This is a genomic window from Castellaniella sp. (genome assembly GCF_034675845.1).
In the GTDB taxonomy this organism is placed as follows: domain Bacteria; phylum Pseudomonadota; class Gammaproteobacteria; order Burkholderiales; family Burkholderiaceae_B; genus Castellaniella.
In genome coordinates this window covers 1-17,079 of the sequence record NZ_JAUCCU010000001.1, presented here as the reverse complement: position 1 = coordinate 17,079, position 17,079 = coordinate 1, and the positions used below count along the sequence as shown (strand labels likewise).

Annotated in this window: 21 protein-coding genes and 1 pseudogene; 16 read left to right on the top strand and 6 right to left on the bottom strand. The window is 54.8% G+C overall.

The window, feature by feature from the left end:
• Nucleotides 1–8: 8 nt before the first annotated feature.
• From ccmC to arsC, 14 genes are all read left to right on the top strand, one after another.
• Nucleotides 9–746 carry a heme ABC transporter permease CcmC gene (ccmC, locus tag VDP81_RS00110; RefSeq protein WP_323011210.1) on the top strand — a complete coding sequence of 246 codons (738 nt, stop codon included), beginning with the start codon at nucleotides 9–11 and terminating at the stop codon, nucleotides 744–746.
• Nucleotides 641–925, top strand: coding sequence for a heme exporter protein CcmD (gene ccmD / locus VDP81_RS00105; RefSeq protein ID WP_323011209.1), 285 nt, complete (start codon nucleotides 641–643; stop codon nucleotides 923–925). The genes ccmC and ccmD overlap by 106 nt, the downstream gene beginning before the upstream one ends.
• Entirely contained in the window at nucleotides 922–1,368 is a 447-nt protein-coding gene (ccmE, locus tag VDP81_RS00100; protein WP_323011208.1) for a cytochrome c maturation protein CcmE, read from the top strand. Before ccmD ends, ccmE begins: the two co-directional genes overlap by 4 nt.
• Nucleotides 1,369–1,373: 5 nt before the next feature.
• Nucleotides 1,374–3,335 (top strand): heme lyase CcmF/NrfE family subunit, encoded by a 1,962-nt coding sequence (locus tag VDP81_RS00095; protein ID WP_323011207.1) that lies wholly within the window; start codon nucleotides 1,374–1,376, stop codon nucleotides 3,333–3,335.
• Nucleotides 3,332–3,856: a DsbE family thiol:disulfide interchange protein gene (locus VDP81_RS00090; RefSeq protein WP_323011206.1), complete on the top strand. Its 525-nt coding sequence runs from the start codon at nucleotides 3,332–3,334 to the stop codon at nucleotides 3,854–3,856. Before VDP81_RS00095 ends, VDP81_RS00090 begins: the two co-directional genes overlap by 4 nt.
• Nucleotides 3,853–4,308 carry a cytochrome c-type biogenesis protein gene (locus VDP81_RS00085; protein ID WP_323011205.1) on the top strand — a complete coding sequence of 152 codons (456 nt, stop codon included), beginning with the start codon at nucleotides 3,853–3,855 and terminating at the stop codon, nucleotides 4,306–4,308. The genes VDP81_RS00090 and VDP81_RS00085 overlap by 4 nt, the downstream gene beginning before the upstream one ends.
• Nucleotides 4,305–5,162, top strand: coding sequence for a c-type cytochrome biogenesis protein CcmI (gene ccmI, locus VDP81_RS00080; RefSeq protein ID WP_323011204.1), 858 nt, complete (start codon nucleotides 4,305–4,307; stop codon nucleotides 5,160–5,162). Before VDP81_RS00085 ends, ccmI begins: the two co-directional genes overlap by 4 nt.
• 19 nt (nucleotides 5,163–5,181) lie before the next feature.
• Entirely contained in the window at nucleotides 5,182–5,799 is a 618-nt protein-coding gene (locus VDP81_RS00075; RefSeq protein WP_323011203.1) for a TlpA disulfide reductase family protein, read from the top strand.
• A 43-nt stretch (nucleotides 5,800–5,842) separates the two neighbouring features.
• On the top strand, nucleotides 5,843–6,589 hold the full coding sequence (locus tag VDP81_RS00070; protein WP_323011202.1) for a cytochrome c biogenesis CcdA family protein: 747 nt from the start codon (nucleotides 5,843–5,845) through the stop codon (nucleotides 6,587–6,589).
• A gap of 725 nt (nucleotides 6,590–7,314) precedes the next feature.
• Entirely contained in the window at nucleotides 7,315–7,677 is a 363-nt protein-coding gene (locus VDP81_RS00065) for a hypothetical protein (RefSeq protein WP_323011201.1), read from the top strand.
• 200 nt (nucleotides 7,678–7,877) lie between these two features.
• Nucleotides 7,878–8,213 carry a metalloregulator ArsR/SmtB family transcription factor gene (locus VDP81_RS00060; protein WP_323011200.1) on the top strand — a complete coding sequence of 112 codons (336 nt, stop codon included), beginning with the start codon at nucleotides 7,878–7,880 and terminating at the stop codon, nucleotides 8,211–8,213.
• Nucleotides 8,210–8,707, top strand: coding sequence for an ArsI/CadI family heavy metal resistance metalloenzyme (locus VDP81_RS00055; RefSeq protein ID WP_323011199.1), 498 nt, complete (start codon nucleotides 8,210–8,212; stop codon nucleotides 8,705–8,707). Before VDP81_RS00060 ends, VDP81_RS00055 begins: the two co-directional genes overlap by 4 nt.
• 123 nt (nucleotides 8,708–8,830) lie before the next feature.
• Nucleotides 8,831–9,901, top strand: a complete 1,071-nt coding sequence (gene arsB / locus VDP81_RS00050) for an ACR3 family arsenite efflux transporter (RefSeq protein ID WP_323011198.1) — start codon at nucleotides 8,831–8,833, stop codon at nucleotides 9,899–9,901.
• Nucleotides 9,902–9,910: 9 nt separating this feature from the next.
• Complete coding sequence (gene arsC, locus VDP81_RS00045; protein WP_323011197.1) at nucleotides 9,911–10,336, top strand: arsenate reductase (glutaredoxin); 426 nt, start codon at nucleotides 9,911–9,913, stop codon at nucleotides 10,334–10,336.
• Between the two features lie 3 nt (nucleotides 10,337–10,339).
• Here arsC and VDP81_RS00040 read toward each other — a convergent pair.
• From VDP81_RS00040 to merT, 5 genes and pseudogenes are all read right to left on the bottom strand, one after another.
• Nucleotides 10,340–11,227, bottom strand: a pseudogene (locus VDP81_RS00040) (efflux RND transporter periplasmic adaptor subunit); the annotation flags it as partial.
• Nucleotides 11,228–11,229: 2 nt separating this feature from the next.
• Nucleotides 11,230–12,474: a TolC family protein gene (locus VDP81_RS00035; protein ID WP_323012370.1), complete on the bottom strand. Its 1,245-nt coding sequence runs from the start codon at nucleotides 12,472–12,474 to the stop codon at nucleotides 11,230–11,232.
• 574 nt (nucleotides 12,475–13,048) lie between these two features.
• Entirely contained in the window at nucleotides 13,049–13,270 is a 222-nt protein-coding gene (locus VDP81_RS00030) for a GDCCVxC domain-containing (seleno)protein (protein WP_323011196.1), read from the bottom strand.
• On the bottom strand, nucleotides 13,267–13,551 hold the full coding sequence (gene merP, locus VDP81_RS00025; RefSeq protein ID WP_269499742.1) for a mercury resistance system periplasmic binding protein MerP: 285 nt from the start codon (nucleotides 13,549–13,551) through the stop codon (nucleotides 13,267–13,269). Before merP ends, VDP81_RS00030 begins: the two co-directional genes overlap by 4 nt.
• Nucleotides 13,552–13,563: 12 nt before the next feature.
• Nucleotides 13,564–13,944 (bottom strand): mercuric ion transporter MerT, encoded by a 381-nt coding sequence (gene merT / locus VDP81_RS00020; RefSeq protein ID WP_323011195.1) that lies wholly within the window; start codon nucleotides 13,942–13,944, stop codon nucleotides 13,564–13,566.
• A 40-nt stretch (nucleotides 13,945–13,984) separates the two neighbouring features.
• Here merT and merR point away from each other — a divergent pair, with 40 nt between their 5' ends.
• Together merR and VDP81_RS00010 are read left to right on the top strand one after the other, a co-directional pair.
• Nucleotides 13,985–14,416, top strand: coding sequence for an Hg(II)-responsive transcriptional regulator (gene merR, locus VDP81_RS00015; RefSeq protein WP_323011194.1), 432 nt, complete (start codon nucleotides 13,985–13,987; stop codon nucleotides 14,414–14,416).
• Nucleotides 14,417–14,423: 7 nt separating this feature from the next.
• Entirely contained in the window at nucleotides 14,424–15,482 is a 1,059-nt protein-coding gene (locus VDP81_RS00010; protein ID WP_323011193.1) for a DMT family transporter, read from the top strand.
• Between the two features lie 27 nt (nucleotides 15,483–15,509).
• Here the strand turns inward: VDP81_RS00010 and chrA are convergent, their stop codons facing one another.
• Nucleotides 15,510–16,730, bottom strand: a complete 1,221-nt coding sequence (chrA, locus tag VDP81_RS00005; RefSeq protein ID WP_323012369.1) for a chromate efflux transporter — start codon at nucleotides 16,728–16,730, stop codon at nucleotides 15,510–15,512.
• Between the last annotated feature and the right edge of the window lie 349 nt (nucleotides 16,731–17,079).

Here is a 17,079-nt window from a genome sequence, read left to right as displayed (position 1 = left end):
GTAAATGAATGATTAATTGGTTTAAGTATTCATCGCCCAAAATGTTTTATCCCCTGGCCGGCAAGCTGATTCCATGGTTTGCCGTCGCCGCCGCGATGCTGGCGATCATAGGGATGTACGTGGGTTTCTTCATGGCGCCCACCGACGCCCAGCAAGGTGAGGGCTATCGCATCATCTTCCTGCACGTGCCGGTCTCCTGGATGTCGATGTTCATTTATTTGGCCATGGCGTTCTGGGCTGCGATAGGGCTGGCATTTAACAATCGTTTAGCCGCCATGATGGCCTCGGCCTTGGCCCCCACCGGCGCCATGTTCACGTTTCTTTCACTCTGGACGGGCGCCTTGTGGGGCAAGCCCATGTGGGGGACCTGGTGGGTCTGGGATGCGCGCCTGACCTCCGAGCTGATTCTTCTCTTTTTGTACATCGGTTTTATGGCGCTTCAGTCAGCGGTTGATGAGCCACGGCGCGCGGATAAGGCCGGTGCTGTCCTTGCTCTCGTCGGCGTGGTGAATATCCCCATTATTTATTTCTCGGTGCAGTGGTGGAACACCCTGCATCAAGGTGCATCTGTTTCGCTGACGCAAGCGCCCTCGATGGCAATGGTCATGCTGGTCGGCATGCTGATTATGGCCTTGGCGTCATGGATGTATACGGTGGCGATCGTGCTGATGCGCGTGCGCTGCATCATTTTGGAACGCGAACACCATGCTGGATGGTTGGACGAATTGAAGGAGGTAAAGCAATGAATTGGACGAATCCTGCTGAATTTTTTGCCATGGGCGGTTATGGACAGTACGTATGGGGTTCATTCGGAGTCGCCATTGTCGTTCTGTGCGCCGAATGGCTCCTGTTGCGTCAGCGCCGACTAGCGGCTTTATCGCAAGTAAAGCGCCAGTTAATCCTGAGAAAGGAGGAATCTCGATGAAAAATCGCCATAAACGTATCGCCCTCATTGCTGGTGGCGTGGCGGCTTTCGGCATCGCCACAGCGTTAGTTCTCAATGCTTTTCAGAGCAACCTCGTATTTTTCTTCACGCCTACGCAGGTGAGTGCTGGTGAAGCCCCCCAGGAGCGGACGTTTCGCGTCGGCGGCATGGTGCAAACCGGCAGTGTGCAGCGCCAAAGTGATGGGCTAACGGTGAAGTTCGTTGTCACCGATACCGCCAAAATGATACCGGTCAGTTATACGGGAATATTGCCCGACCTGTTTAGTGAAGGCAAAGGGGTGGTGGCTCAAGGCAAGCTCGGGGCCGATGGGTTGTTCCGGGCGGAAGAGGTGCTTGCCAAACACGATGAGAACTATATGCCCCCTGAAGCGCAGCATGCGCTGGATGAGGCCGCCAAGAACATGATTACTGTGAGGCCATAACGCTCATGATTGCTGAACTCGGTCATTTTTCACTCATCCTGACACTATTCGTAGCGCTTGCGCAGGGCTGTTTAGCCCTCGCCGGCGCGGCGCGTGGCAATGCTGTCTGGATCGCCTTTGCTCGACCCGCCGCGCGCGCGCAGTTTCTTTTAATTATTTTTAGCTTCGCGACGCTTGGTTGGTCCTTCATTGTTAAGGATTTTTCGGTGACTTACGTCGCCCAGAACTCCAACTCGCAACTGCCCTTGCTTTACCGTATCGCCGCCGTTTGGGGTGGTCACGAAGGATCGCTCTTACTGTGGCTACTGATGCAAACAGGCTGGGCGTATGCAGTAAGTGTGTTCTCAAAGCAACTGCCTGATGTCATGGTGGCACGCGTATTGGGGGTGTTGGGCCTGGTCACTGCTGGATTCCTGCTCTTTGTGCTGCTCACCTCCAACCCGTTCGAGCGCCTGGTTCCTGCGCCCATAGAGGGGATGGATTTGAATCCTCTGCTGCAAGACATAGGGTTGATATTCCATCCACCCTTGTTGTACATGGGGTATGTCGGATTTTCAGTAGCCTTTGCATTTGCCATCGCCGCGTTGCTGGCCGGGCAGCTCGACTCGACCTGGGCCCGTTGGTCTAGGCCCTGGGCAACGGCAGCGTGGTTGTTCCTGACCTTGGGTATTGCCCTGGGAAGTTGGTGGGCCTATTACGAGTTGGGTTGGGGCGGTTGGTGGTTCTGGGATCCGGTAGAGAACTCTTCTTTTATTCCATGGCTGGTCGGTACAGCTTTGATTCATTCCCTAGCAGTCACCGAAAAACGCGCCAGCTTCAAGAACTGGACGGTACTGCTTGCTATCAGCACATTCTCACTGTCCTTACTTGGAGCCTTTCTGGTGCGCTCCGGCGTGCTGACATCGGTACACGCCTTTGCCACCGACCCGCGCCGTGGCGTGTTCATTTTGATGCTATTTGCCGTGGTGGTGGGCTCGTCCTTGGTTTTATTTGCGCTGCGTGCGCCCAAGGTGGGCATGGGCGGGCGGTTTGAACTGATATCGCGTGAATCTCTCTTGCTGGTGAACAACGTATTGTTGGCCGTAGCAGCAGGGGCTGTCATTCTCGGAACCTTGTATCCGCTTTTCATTGATGCACTCGGGTTAGGCAAGCTTTCCGTGGGGCCGCCATACTTTAATGCCGTTTTCATACCGCTAATGGTGCCCGCCCTGCTTCTCATGGCGGTAGGCCCGGTGGCTAACTGGAAGTCGGCCAAGATAAGCGCTCTGATAAAACACCTGCATGTCCCAGCTGCGGTGGCGCTTGTGATCGGTGTTGGCGCACCGTTCATGTTAGGGCGCTGGTCGGCGCTGGTGGCGTTAGGTCTGGCACTGGCCACGTGGATTGCCACTGCGGTGGTTAAGGGCATCGTTGACCGTATGCGGGCAACGCGCACTGGGCTGCGTGCCCAACCGCGTAGTTGGCTAGGCATGCATCTGGCTCATTTAGGTATTGCTGTGTTCGTAGCGGGAGTGACGCTCGTCATGGGCTATGAGACCGAACAAGATGTGCGTATGACGCCTGGTAGCACGGTAAGTACAGGAGGCTATGAGTTGAAGTTTCTAGGCGTCAATAAGGCCCAGGGGCCTAATTATGTCGCAGAAGTCGGTGACATCGAGCTGTCACGCGATGGTCGGACTTTGCGTCTGCTTCATCCCGAAAAACGCAGCTACATCTCCTCGGAAATGCCCATGACCGAAGCGGCCATTGATGCCAATGGGCTGCGTCACTTGTATATCGCGCTGGGTGAGCCACTCGCCGACGGTGCCTGGAGCGTGCGTGTTTACTACAAACCATTCGTTGATTGGATCTGGATTGGTTGTATTTTAATGGCGCTGGGTGGGCTGTTAGCTATCAGTGATCGTCGTTATCGACTTAAGCGTCGAGAACGAAAGGCCGCCTTGGTGGCAGGAGGAGCCACAGCATGAGTCGCTTTATATGGCCGTTGGTCGGTTTTGTCGTACTGGTTGGCTTCCTGGGTTTCGGTTTGACCCTTAAGCCCAGCGAGGTCCCTTCACCTTTAATTAACAAGTCTGCACCTAATTTCACGTTGCCCCAGCTGGCGTCCCCAGAGGAGACGTTTTCACCGGAAGCGATGAAAGGCAAAGTGTGGTTGCTCAATGTGTGGGCCTCCTGGTGCTACGCCTGCCTTGAAGAGCACCCCGTGATTACGGCTTTAGCTAAAACACACGGAGTGCCTATAGTCGGCCTGAACTACAAGGATATACGTGGAGAAGCTATTGCCTGGCTGGAACGTCATGGCAACGGATATGTGTTATCCGTGTCCGACACGCAAGGGCGCGTGGGTATCGACTATGGCGTTTACGGCGTGCCCGAGACCTTTGTTATCGATAAGGATGGGCTCATTCGTTACAAGCACATCGGTGCAGTAACCGATAGTGCGGTACGCGACACGATACTACCGCTGATACGGGAGCTTGAGCAATGAAACGTTGGTGGCTGACATTATTGTGTGCGGTCATCGCCTTGCCATCGTGGGCGGATAACAGCGCGACGGAAAGGCGCATGTTGGATATTGCTGGCGAGCTGCGCTGTCTGGTGTGCCAGAACGAATCAATCGCGGCTTCGCGCGCCGACCTAGCCGTGGATTTGCGTCAGCAGATACGCGAGCAGATTCAGGCAGGCCGAAGCGATACTGAGATCAGAGCCTATATGGTGGATCGCTATGGCGACTTCGTGCTGTATCGCACGCCATTAAAGCCCACCACGCTATTGCTATGGTTTGGCCCCATGTTGTTGTTGGGTTTTGGCTTCCTTGTTCTGGCGCTCACATTGCGTCGCCGCAAAAGCGACGTGGCTGACACAGTGTTAAGTGACGACGAGCGCAAAAGAGCGCAGGCGCTGCTAGCCCAAACCACAGAAACAGGAACATCACCATGAATCTAATTTTTACCTTGATTGCAGCATTACTACTTGCCGGTGTCACCTTATGGCTGGCGTCAGTGCTGTGGCGTGGACCCAGGTTGGACAGTAGCGTCGAGCATCACGTCGTCAATGCGGCAGTACTGCGCGACCAATTGATTGAGCTGGAACAGGATAGAGACAACGGTATATTGTCTTTAGAGGATCATGCTGTAGCCCAGCAAGAGCTGCAACGACGCGTCCTCGAAGAGGCAACGCCAGCCCATGATACCAAGCTACGACGTCGGAGCAGCAAGCAAGCAGCCATAGCACTGGCTATTGTCCTGCCTGTGGCGGCAACCCTTAGCTATCTGTCCTTGGGCAATCCAGCAGCGATTACGCCGCCATCTGCGCAAAGCGCTTCTGCCGTGACACAAGCCGATGTACAGGCCATGGTGGACTCGCTGGCAGCACGCTTGGCAAGCAATCCCGACGACGCGCATGGCTGGCTCATGCTGGCACGTTCTTATCGCTATTTTGAGCGGTATGCCGACGCAGCGGAGGCCTTTAGTAATGCGGCTAGCGTCATCCAGACAGATCCTTTGGCCTTGTCTGAATATGCTGAAACACTCGCCAGAATCAGCCCTGCAGGATTCAAAGGGGAACCAACGCAATTGTTGGAGCGCGCACTAGCACTCAATCCTAACGAGCCATTTGCCCTGACTTTGGCTGGAGCTGCGGCGCTTGGGCGCCAAGACTATCCGGCAGCTATCGATTACTGGCGACAATTGCTCGGGCAGCTTCCGCCTGATTCTGACGCCGCGCGGGCTGTTGCAAACACCATAGAGCGGACCCGCCAAGAGCAGACCGAAACAGTGACTGCCGAGAACTGATGGATGCTAAATATTAGTCATGAAGAACTCTTTTAAGATAATTGCATGGGCGGCGATGGTGTTAATTTGCGTGATCGCCATCGCGATGGTTTTATTTTTTTATCAACGTAATAATGCCTCGAAAAGCCTCCTTAGTGGTGTCCTTAATGTTTCGGTGGACATAGGTGGACAGCGCTTCATGCGCTGGCATACTCCACGCAAACTGCCTTTGATCGCCTTTCAGGATACGACGGGTAAGACCGTGACCTTGGCCGATTTTCAAGGTCGTGTCATATTGCTCAATGTATGGGCGACCTGGTGTCCTCCGTGCCGGGAGGAGATGCCATCGCTGGATCGGCTAAATGCCAAGCGTGGTGGCCCCGATTTTGAAGTCGTTGCGCTGTCGATCGATCGAGATCCCGATTTGATCAAGCCGTTCTATCAGGATTTTGGCATTCGCACGTTAAAGCATTACGTTGACCCGACAACAAGGGTTTCAGACACGCTGCGTGCGCCGGGTGTGCCAACAACGCTATTGATAGATCAAGAAGGTCGCGAAATCGGCCGGGCGATGGGGCCTGCGGCCTGGGATAGCCCGCAAGTTGAAGCCTTGATTGATGGTGCACTGCTGCACACTCCTACTCTGGATGAGAGGTGACAAGCAATGACATTGGAATCGATTATTTCACAGAGGCTACGCTATGCTTGAATTAACTGTCATTGGGCTATTAACAGCGTTCTTCGCCGGTATTGCTTCCTTTCTCTCGCCCTGTGTCTTGCCACTTGTGCCAGGCTATCTTTCCTACATTGCGGGCGGATCCGCTCAGTTAAGCACCTCTGATTTCGAGGGGCGCTCCGCTCGATGGAGAGCACTAGGTCTTAGTGCATGCTTCGTTGCAGGTTTTTCCATGGTATTCCTGATTTTAGGAGCCAGCATCACCGCAATCGGGCGTTTGTTCTTATCGTATCGCTATGAACTGAATATTGCAGCGGGCGGCGTTATTGTCATCGCCGGCCTGATGATTATGGGCGTGATACGTGCTCCCATGTGGATGCAGCGTTACTACCGCTTCGAGCCCAGTGCAGGCGGCGGAAAACCCTGGTCGGCTACCGTGCTTGGTATGGCGTTCGGTTTCGGTTGGACGCCGTGTATCGGTCCGGTGCTCGGCGGTATCCTCATACTTGGTGCCACTTCTGAGAGTCTTGGACAGGGCGTACTGCTTTTGGGTATTTACGCACTGGGGTTAGGTGTGCCGTTCCTTCTTTCCGCGTACTTCATGACCCCCTTTATGCGTCGACTGGGTTCGTTGCGCCGTGCGGGTCGCTACCTTCAGATAATCACCGGCGCGATTCTGGTGCTGATGGGCATTGCGGTAGCCAGTGGACAGTTGGTGCGGTTTGCAATTTGGCTACTGAAGACCTTTCCGGCGCTTGGGGCGATTGGGTAGTACAGCTTTTATAAAGGAAAATTTCAGATGAAAAAGGTGATTTTGGCAGCAATATTTATGACAACGACAACCTTAGCGCAAGCGGCAAGCAAATCAATCACCATTTATCAAGACCCCAATTGCCGCTTCAGTACAGGCTAGGAGTGACGAGCAATTGAGATCAGAACGAATTGCTGCACTTGTCACTAACTTGAATGTTTTACAGAGCTGGCTGGCTATAAACACACAGGCTCCTCAAGGACTAGCTATAGCAGTATGTCAGCCGTTAACCTATACTAGTTAAATGACCTGGATCAAAGCTTTTGTGTGCATTTTGATCGCGTGGATATCACTATTCGGATCCATCGCACAGGCGACTGTATGCCCTGATATGCCGATGATGACTATGTCTACAGAGGCTCAGGTAGTGGCCGGTCGAGATGTTCATGAAAACCTGCACAATGGGCAAATGCCTATTGCCACGGCCCTGCCGGGGTTTCACAGCGGGGCTTGCATGTCATTGTCATGCATGGTGGCTGTACTACCTGACAGACTTCAATTGGCAGCTATAGCTGTTTTGATGGCTTATGCTGTGCCCAGCAATTTTCTTCCCGATCAGTTTCTTCCAGATGTTATGCCTCCGCCTCCGCGTACGCACAGAATATTTATTTAACGAGTTTTTCCGAATTGGCGCCTGCGTAATCCGCAGGGCCGCGCGTGGAGTTAATTGAATCTAGGAGATATACATGAATACGACGAGATTGCTTATTACATCTTTTACCGTTCTTTTGTTGGGTATGGGGAACGTAGCCTTTGCAGCGACACCTAGCGGTGATAGCACCGTGACCATGCCCAATGCGTCAGGGATGACGCAGGACGGCAATACACCCAGAATGGGCCATATGATGCGTGGTGGCATGGGCGAGGGCGGCATGATGGGTGGTGGCATGATGGGAATGATGGGCGGTTGTCCGATGATGGGCTCAGAAGGAGGGCCCAACGGAAAAGTCATGATGCAGATGCATGGCGAGATGATGCGCTCCATGGGCGAGATTATGATGAAATATGCCGATAAACTTGAAGCACCGTCCTCGTCTACGTCTAAATAGTTAGGCTCGTATAGGCGAAAGAGGCGTCATCCCTTTGCAGCATGGGATGGCGCACAACTTACAGCATCTACTCGACCGGCTCAGTGGAAATATCGGGATATTTTCGAGAAAAATTACTGCTGAGCCTCTGAGCTAGATACTCCCGACCAAAGCTCCATAAATTGGTTGCAAGTGCTCAATTGTTCGACTATAGTAGAAATATGGAAACAAATTCAGTTCTTGAAGCGCTTGCCGCCCTAGCTCACTCGATTCGCTTATCGGTCTATCGCCTCTTGGTGCAAGCCGGGCCAGAGGGCCTGCCCGCAGGGCGTATCGCCGAGTTGATGGAGATACCCGCCTCATCATTGTCCTTTCATTTGAAAGAGCTACACCGGGCAGGATTGCTCGCCAGTCGTCAGGATGGGCGGTCGATTATTTATTCAGCACGCTACGAGACGATGAACGATTTGCTTGGTTACCTCACGGAAAACTGCTGTGGCGGCAATCCGTGCTCTCCCATCACCAGCTGTGACACCTCATTGGAGTCCAAATCATGAAGCGCTTTCATGTCCATGTCGCGGTAGCCGACCTGTCGGCCAGCATCCGCTACTACTCAGCACTCTTTGCAGCCGAACCCACAACGGTCAAATCAGACTATGCGAAATGGGCGCTCGACGACCCACGGGTGAATTTTGCGATCTCCGCCCGAGGCACTTCGCCAGACAAGCTCGGTGTCGATCACCTGGGAATTCAGGTGGAAACCAATGAAGAGCTAGCAGAGATGCAAGACCGTCTGGTAAGTGCGAGCCTGCCTTTGCAGGAGCAAAGCAATATGACCTGCTGCTATGCAAAGTCCGACAAGTACTGGTCTGTTGATCCTCAAGGCGTGGCCTGGGAGTCATTCCAGACGCTGGAGAGCGCACCGACCTATGGCCAGTCTCGCCAGGCAACAGACAGCGGTGGCGTGTGCTGCACACCTGTCTCGAACTCCTTTGACATGGCGCCCAAGGCAGAAAATGCGTGCTGTAAGCCTGGCTCAGCTTGCTGCTAGGGCTCAATGACCCAACCTTTCAAATCACTATCCGATCATGTCTGACAGAACTTTCAATGTGCTGGGCAAAGATTGCCTTCGGGCCTATAGCGCTAGCAGTCAACGAATCGCGGAGCCCAAGGAATGAGCTCAGTCGCGCAAGTAGCCGCTCTCCCGCAGGGCGGCGGTATCAGCTTCTTTGAGCGCTACCTAACTGTTTGGGTGCTGCTTTGTATCATCGCGGGCATCTTGCTCGGTCAAGGCATGCCAGGGGTATTTCAAGGCATCGCGGCTGTGGAGGTGGCACAAGTTAATCTGCCAGTGGGCCTGCTGATCTGGGTCATGATCATCCCCATGCTGATCAAGATCGATTTCGCCGCCATGGGGCAGGTAACCAGCCACTGGCGCGGCATCGGCGTGACGCTATTCGTAAACTGGCTGGTGAAACCCTTTTCGATGGCGCTCTTGGCCTGGATCTTCATACGCCACCTGTTTGCAGGCTGGTTACCCGCTGACCAGTTGGATAGCTACGTGGCAGGGCTAATTCTGCTAGCAGCCGCGCCATGCACCGCGATGGTTTTTGTCTGGTCGCAGCTATGCAAAGGTGACCCTTACTTCACACTATCCCAGGTGGCACTGAACGATGCCATCATGATCGTGGCGTTCGCACCAGTCGTCGCGCTATTGCTCGGGCTCTCCTCGATCTCGGTGCCGTGGGATACGCTGATTACATCAGTCGTGCTGTACATCATCATCCCGGTATTCATCGCGCAGGTGATCCGTAAGCTGCTGCTCTCCAGGGGAGAAGCGACGTATCAGCGTGTGGTCAGCGCATTGGGCCCGTATTCCATCGCTGCACTGTTGGCTACGCTGGTTCTGCTGTTTGGCTTCCAGGGCAATGCGATCGTTGAAAAGCCGCTGATTATTCTATTGCTAGCTATTCCGATCCTGATTCAGGTCGTGCTGAACTCGGGTCTGGCGTACTACCTGAATCGCCGATTGGGCGTAGCCCATTGTGTAGCGGGCCCATCGGCTCTGATCGGTGCCAGTAATTTCTTTGAACTGGCTGTGGCTACGGCTATCAGTCTGTTCGGTTTCCAATCAGGTGCGGCACTCGCCACCGTGGTCGGTGTGCTCATCGAGGTGCCTATCATGCTGGTCGTGGTTCGCATCGTTAATCGCTCACGCCCTTGGTACGAAGCTAAGGCAAGCTAAGGACTGACAATGTCTACAACCATCTATCACAACCCTGCGTGCGGCACCTCTCGCAATACGCTGGCCATGATTCGCAATGCGGGCATAGAACCGCAAGTAATCGAGTATCTGAGCGCACCGCCGACACGCGCTGAACTGCAAGACATGATTTGCCAGGCGGGTCTATCGGCGCGCCAGGCGATCCGAGAAAAAGGCACGCCCTATGCGGAGCTCCGTCTGGATAACCTCGATCTGACCGATGATCAATTATTAGACGCTATGTTGGCGCATCCGATCCTGATTAATCGCCCATTCGTTATCACAGAGCTTGGGGTGCGCTTATGCCGGCCGTCAGAGCTCGTGCTTGAGATTCTGCCTTCTCCCCAGCGAGGTGCCTTTTCCAAGGAGGACGGGGAAGTGGTGATCGACTCGACAGGCCGGAGGGTAAGCGCATGATCGAATCTCGCGGATGTGTCCTGTGAAATGCTGTGTGGAGTCTCCCGCGAATACGGCGTTCACGCTCATACCTTGGTGCACCTCAAGAGCCATTGACTCCGGTATTTCGACCACGAGCCAAAGTTTGCTCAGGCCAGCGACCTTGGCCAGCATTTGTCCCGGTGACACCATCGCACCGTTACGCACGTTGAGCTCGGCGATAACGCCTGCCTGCGGCGTGCGCAAGGTCATGTGGCTTTGCGCTTTGCCGGTTCGATCAAGCGTATTGAGAATGTCCTCCGGGATCGACATTGCCCGCATACGCGCACGCGAGGCTGAGAGCATGCCTCGGTCGGCATGGCTTTGCTTTAAGGCAAGATATTCTTCCTGTGGTGCAAGCCAGTCCGGGACGAATAAGGACGCAATCGGGGCACCTTTGGCGACTCGCTGCATCGGTGCATTCGCGTACAGCTGATCGATATAGCCCGTCACACGGGACTGGATCACGACTGCCCGGGACTCATCGAACTGTGTTGTGCCCACCGCATCGAAACCGTTCTTGGTTTGGCGCCGCTCGGCGGTCGCATAACGAATGCCGAGATTCTGCTGGAGCGTTGGATCGACCTTGATGCCGGTGCCGCCGCCTTCATCCGCATAGACGGGTTGCAGCGCCATATCCATGAAGGGCGATTTTCCCGGTTTATCGAAATGTTGGCTCGGGACCATCGGATCGTGCCAGTACAGGACTTTTCGATCTGATTTGCTATCTGCTTGATCACTTGCGGTAGAGGCCATAGCAGAATCGAGGGGGGTGCTGAGGGTATGGCGAGACCCAAAAATATAGCCGGCACCAAGCAGTGCAGCGATGACAACGAGCGCAAATAAGGGGCGCGCCAAGTGAGTTTGTCGCATGTTTATTCCTTTTGGCCGAGTGGATTGTTGCTAGGGACGATCTGGTATTCAAGCTGGGCCCAGACCTGGGCCACATCGCGTTCTAGATCCACAATCTGGAGTTGGGCCTCCAATTGCGCGCGTTTGGCGTTGAATACGCTGGCTAGTGATCCTGAGCCCGCTTTGTAGGCGGCTGTCGCGAGTCGGACTTGCTGGGCGACTGCGGGCAACAGCGTGCTGTTCAGACCGGCGATTCGTTCGCGCCCATTGGCAAGCGAGGTAGACAGGTTTTGGATATTGGCGTGAACCTGACGCTGGGTTTCTCGCAGCATCAAACGCGCCTTGTTGCCAAGAGCCGCTTTTTCAGCGACCTCTTGATCCTGTCGGTTCGCCCGAGAAATGGGCAGCGGGATACTTACACCAACGGACACCATGTTCGAGTACTGGCTTCCCCGTTGCTGGTAGGTCACCCCCCAGGTCCAGTTCGGCGTTCGATTGCTGCTGGCTACCGATGTGTCGGCGTCCGCTACGTAAATATCACGCTCAGCCGCAAGGAGCTCGGGTTGAACCTGGTTCAGTTCCTCCTGCGTAAGCGTGGCCACGTGGGATTCCAATGGCGGTATGTCGCCTGCGATCGCAGTCACCGGGGCGGCTACCCATCGACTGAGCGTAATCAGCGCTGAACGTGACGCCTGCTGTGCCTTCAGCAGCTGGTCTTTGACCTGGGAGCGCATGATTTGTGCTTGCGTCACATCGTCTGCGCTCGCGCTGAGTCCGCGATAGGAGGCGCGGGTCGCTGCAAGCTCATGGGTCATGTGCTCGATCAAGGCATTGGAGAGCGCAAGGGCTCGCTGTGCATACGCCGCGTCAAGCCACGCGATTGCTGTCTGTTGGCGCGTGTTGGCGAGCTGTACCAGAGTGGCCGCCTGATCCTTGTCGACAATGCGATTTGCTAGATTTGAGCGGCGTTCACGTTTGCCAGAAGAGACCCATTCCTGCTCGATGCCGACGTAGCGCGCGGTCATGAGATCTTGTGTGAGCGAGTAGCGATCTGGACCGTTGATAGGTAGGTTATCAATCCCGGCCTTGAGCATAGGATCGGGCAATTGATCGGCTTTGACGGCGGCGTGGGTGCTGGCAAGTACAGAGGACTGGCTAGCCTGTATGGCTGCCGAGCGATTGGTGGCCTGGTAGAGGGCGGTGTCGAGCGTCAGGCCGCCGTTTTGGCCGTAGGCGGTTGTGCTGGCGAGCGCCAGTAGTGCGCACAGAACACGAGTGCGCGTAGAGGTTCGAGCATAATTAACTCCGAATAGGCGAACGAAAACAAGGCACGGTGGTCACCGTGGCCTTGGCAACGAAAATCGGAGTTAGATCAAATGCGCAGTCGAAGCGTCAGGAGAAAGAGTGGGTCATCGCCACCGCCTGAAGCTGACGTAGAGTCAAAGGCGGCTGGCTGCCAAACTTGTAGCGCAAGGGGAAGTGGGAGGGGATAGGCAAAGAAAAGAACAGGCTCGGACGCCAAGGGTTGTGCGACGGCATTCGTGGCTTGTTTTTCGTCTGAGAAGTGCTGTGCACACAGCGAAGGCTGTGCTTCGTCGATCATCTTTGAGTGATCGGCTGGCTGAGTGCAGTCGGTGCCATTCATCTGAGATGCTGAGGTCTCAGCCTGTAGCTGAGGCAGAGGGCAAGCGTAGCCTGCGAGCACCACACGCGAGAACAGTAGCGTTGTGATGAGCAACACTAAAATTAACGATCGGTGGGTACGGAGACTAGATGAAGGCATGGTGAGCGGAGATCTGCAAGTGGTTGAATTATGAACCTGCGGCGTTAATGAGGTCAATGTCAGCCACAGCAACCACGCTGTTTGCCATGCTCCTGAACCGGTGGGCATGGCACCGAACCGTAGGAGCAATAAACACAGCAGTCGCCAGGCTTAGGCTTCAGTACGGTATGGCATTGTTCACACTCGTAGAACCACTGGCAGGCGTCGGTCGGCATGCATTCTTTTTTGGCGTACCCACATTCCGGGCAGGTCAACATCGACTCCAGGATAACGACACTCATTTTGCATGCTCCATCAATATCGAAGGATAGCCTGCGTTCGTCGTAGCTTGCACAAGGGCATCCACGGAGGTCTTAGTACTCTCGTACGTCACGGTAGCCAGCCGTTTTTCAAAGCTTATTTCTGCCTGACTGACACCCGGCACCTTAGTGAGTGCTTTCTTCACCGTAATAGGGCATACCGGACAATCCATCGTCGGTATAGATAAAGTAACAGTCGTGGGAACGGCCCAAGCTGGAGCGGTCAGTATGCTCAATGCGGCGGCTACAAGCATTTTTTTCATGACTTCTTCCTTCTAGTAGAACCATGGGGCGACGTAGGGGAACGCAAGTGCGCTCAGCGTTAGCCCGGATACGGTGCCGAATAACAATTTATAGATACGCTTGACTTGCGGTGTGGCACAAACATTCCCAGATGAGCAGACCAGGACAGGTCGCCAGATGCGTCGCCAAGCAAAGAACAACGCTACTAAAGCCACGCTCACGAAGACAGGCCGATATGGTTCGAGCACTGCCAGATTGCCAATCCATGCCCCTGAAAAGCCCAGTGTGATCAGTACCAGTGGTCCCAGGCAGCAGGTCGACGCCAGGACGGCAGCGATACCGCCCGCAAGCAATGCGGGATGCTTGGCCTGTGTTGTCGTCGTCGTATTTTTGCTCGTGGAATCTATTTGCATGGTGTAAGCTTACTTCTGTACTTAAGTACAGAGTCAATCAATGAAAAAAACCTCAAAAACGCTGACGGTGGGTCTGCTGGCGCAGGCGGCCGGAATTAACGTCGAGGCTATTCGCTTCTACCAGCGCAAGGGTCTGATGCCTCTACCAGAGCGCGCCTATGGCCGTATTCGCCACTATACCGACGCTGACCTTGATCGGGTGCGTTTTATCAAAGCATCGCAGCGGCTGGGTTTTAGCCTGGCCGAAGTAGGCGAACTGCTGAAGCTTGACGATGGCATGCATTGCGAGGAAGCGCGTGAGATCGCCGAGCATAAACTTCTAGACGTACGCGAAAAACTCGCTGATCTGCAGCGCATTGAAAGGGCACTGGATCAACTCGTGGCCCAATGCGGTTCAGCGCACAATGCAGTCAAATGTCCGCTGATTTCAGCATTGCACGAGTCAAGCGAATATCTCACCAAATCTCTATAGAGTTCGCATGTCTACACCTCACTGGAAGCAGAATCTACGTCAACCGGGCGTGATATCCGCTTTACTGGCGGCGCTGCTTTTCGGAGCAGGGACACCTCTGGCTAAATTATTGCTTGAGAGTGTTAGCCCCTGGCTGCTGGCTGGCCTGCTGTATTTAGGCTCGGGCATTGGGCTTACGCTTTATCGCCGCTTGACGCGCGCGCCAGCAGTGCGGCTACCGCGCTACGAAGTGCCTTGGTTGCTCGGAGCCATTGGCGCTGGAGGCGTGGTCGGTCCCGTTTTGCTCATGGTTGGTTTAACAGGGATGCCCGCATCGGGCGCCTCCTTGCTGCTCAATGCTGAAGGCGTGTTTACGGCACTTTTGGCGTGGTTTGTCTTTAAAGAGAATTTTGATCGCCGCATTGCACTCGGCATGGTGGCTATCGTCGCAGGGGCGCTGGTGTTGAGTTGGCCGGGCGAAGCGCACTTTGCCGGAGTTTGGCCTGCATTGGCGGTGCTCGGGGCCTGCCTGGCGTGGGGGATCGATAACAATCTGACGCGTAAGGTCGCGCTTACTGATGCCACGTGGATTGCTTCGATGAAAGGGCTGGTCGCCGGCATTGTGAATTTGATTTTGGCGTTTATTTTAGGTGCTTCGCTGCCCACATGGCCAAGCTTGACTGGTGCCATGGTGGTGGGCTTTTTGGCGTATGGCGTAAGCCTCGCGTTGTTCGTGGTCAGCCTGCGCCATCTGGGCACAGCGCGTACCGGAGCGTATTTTTCAGTCGCACCGTTCTTTGGTGCTGTATTGGCAATTGCTCTGGGCGAATCGGTCACCGTGCCCTTGCTGGTCGCAGGGGCCTTGATGGCCGTCGGGATTTGGCTGCACTTGACTGAGCGCCATAGCCATAGCCATACCCATGAGGCGTTGGAGCATGAGCACCGACATACCCATGACGAGCATCACCAGCATTCGCACGATGTGCCTGTCGCGCCGGGTACAGCGCATAGCCATTGGCATCGCCATGAGCCGTTAACTCATGCCCACGAGCATTTTCCAGACGCTCACCATCGACACAAGCATTGATACCTATTCGTTATATTTGCGGTGAGTTTATAGGGCAATACTGAGTAACCAGCCGCCTAGTCCACACCCCAACACAGTAAGCCAGGGCGGAAGGCGCCAGAACATCAAGGCAACAAGAGCCATTAACGCCAGTCCAAAGTCGGTGGGCCGATGGATCGCACTGGTCCAGACCGGATCATAAAGGGCAGCCAACAACAGCCCAACTACTGCGGCATTCACGCCAATCAGCGCAGCTCGCATGCGTAAGTTGGTGCGTAACTGCTCCCAAAACGGCAGCGCGCCCAACACAATCAGAAACGAGGGCACAAAGATGGCGACCAGGCAAAGCAGGCCGCCCAGCCAGCCATTTGGCGATGCCGTCATTGACGCACCCAAAAAGGCGGCAAACGTGAAGAGAGGGCCTGGCACGGCCTGAGCGGCACCATAGCCAGCCAGAAACGTGTCATTGGCCACCCAGCCGTTAGGCACAACCTCGGCTTGCAATAAAGGCAAGATGACATGCCCACCGCCAAAAACCAAGGATCCGGCCCGGTAAAACACATCGAACATGGATAAGGCTTGGCTTGGCCAGGTCTGAACCAGCACAGGCAGCCCAATCAACAGAGCAATGCATAGCGTCAGGAAAATGGCACCGGTACGACGGCTCACCGTGATATCGAGCGGCTCATGCACCAATTCTCCAGTTGCTTTAAATAAAAACAAACCGGCGAATCCTGCTGCGATAATCACGCTTACTTGGCTCCAAATGCCTGGCCATGCCAGTACCACGCAAGCCACGATTGCCATAATGGTCACTCGTAGGGTGCCCGTGCAAAGGTTACGCGCCATCCCCCATACCGCTTGGGCAACGACGGCGACTGCCGCAATCTTTAAGCCCTGCAGTATTCCGCTCGGAACAGCTTCGCCCCACGTTGAAATACCGAGCGCGAAGAGTATGAGCATGGCCGCCGACGGAAGGGTGAAGCCCATCCATGCTGCGAGCGCACCGCCATATCCTGCACGAGATAGCCCAAGCGCCAAACCAACTTGGCTACTGGCAGGGCCAGGCAAAAACTGGCAAAGCGCGACAAGATCGGTATAACTGTTGTCGCTGAGCCAGTGCCGGCGGTTAACGAACTCCTCTCGAAAGTAGCCAAGATGGGCAACGGGTCCGCCAAACGACGTAAGCCCGAGCCGAAGAAAAATGAGAAACACTTTCCAGGCGTTGACCGCTTTGACAGGAGGGTCGCAGGTCGTCAATGGCGTCATTTTTCCGCTTGCCCTACGTTTAATTCTGAAAATAATCACCACACAGTACTCGAAGTTCTATGTTGTGTGGTTGCTTTGGTTGGCCTGAAGGTTGTGGTAATTTTATCCGTGTTGTTTCCCGTGCCGCGAGTTGGTCAGTTTGTTGAGAGGCCGTGTGTCATTGGTGCCGCAGATATTGGTCGAAATAAGGATAAACTGAGGGGGTGAGCTGGAAGAAGCCTTGTGGGGGCATCAAGCGTATCGCGCAGAGTAGATGTGCGATGAGAGGATTTGCCATGCAGTCAAAGGAACATTGGGATACCGTTTACGCCTCCAAGTCGAGTGATCACGTGAGCTGGTTTCAACCACA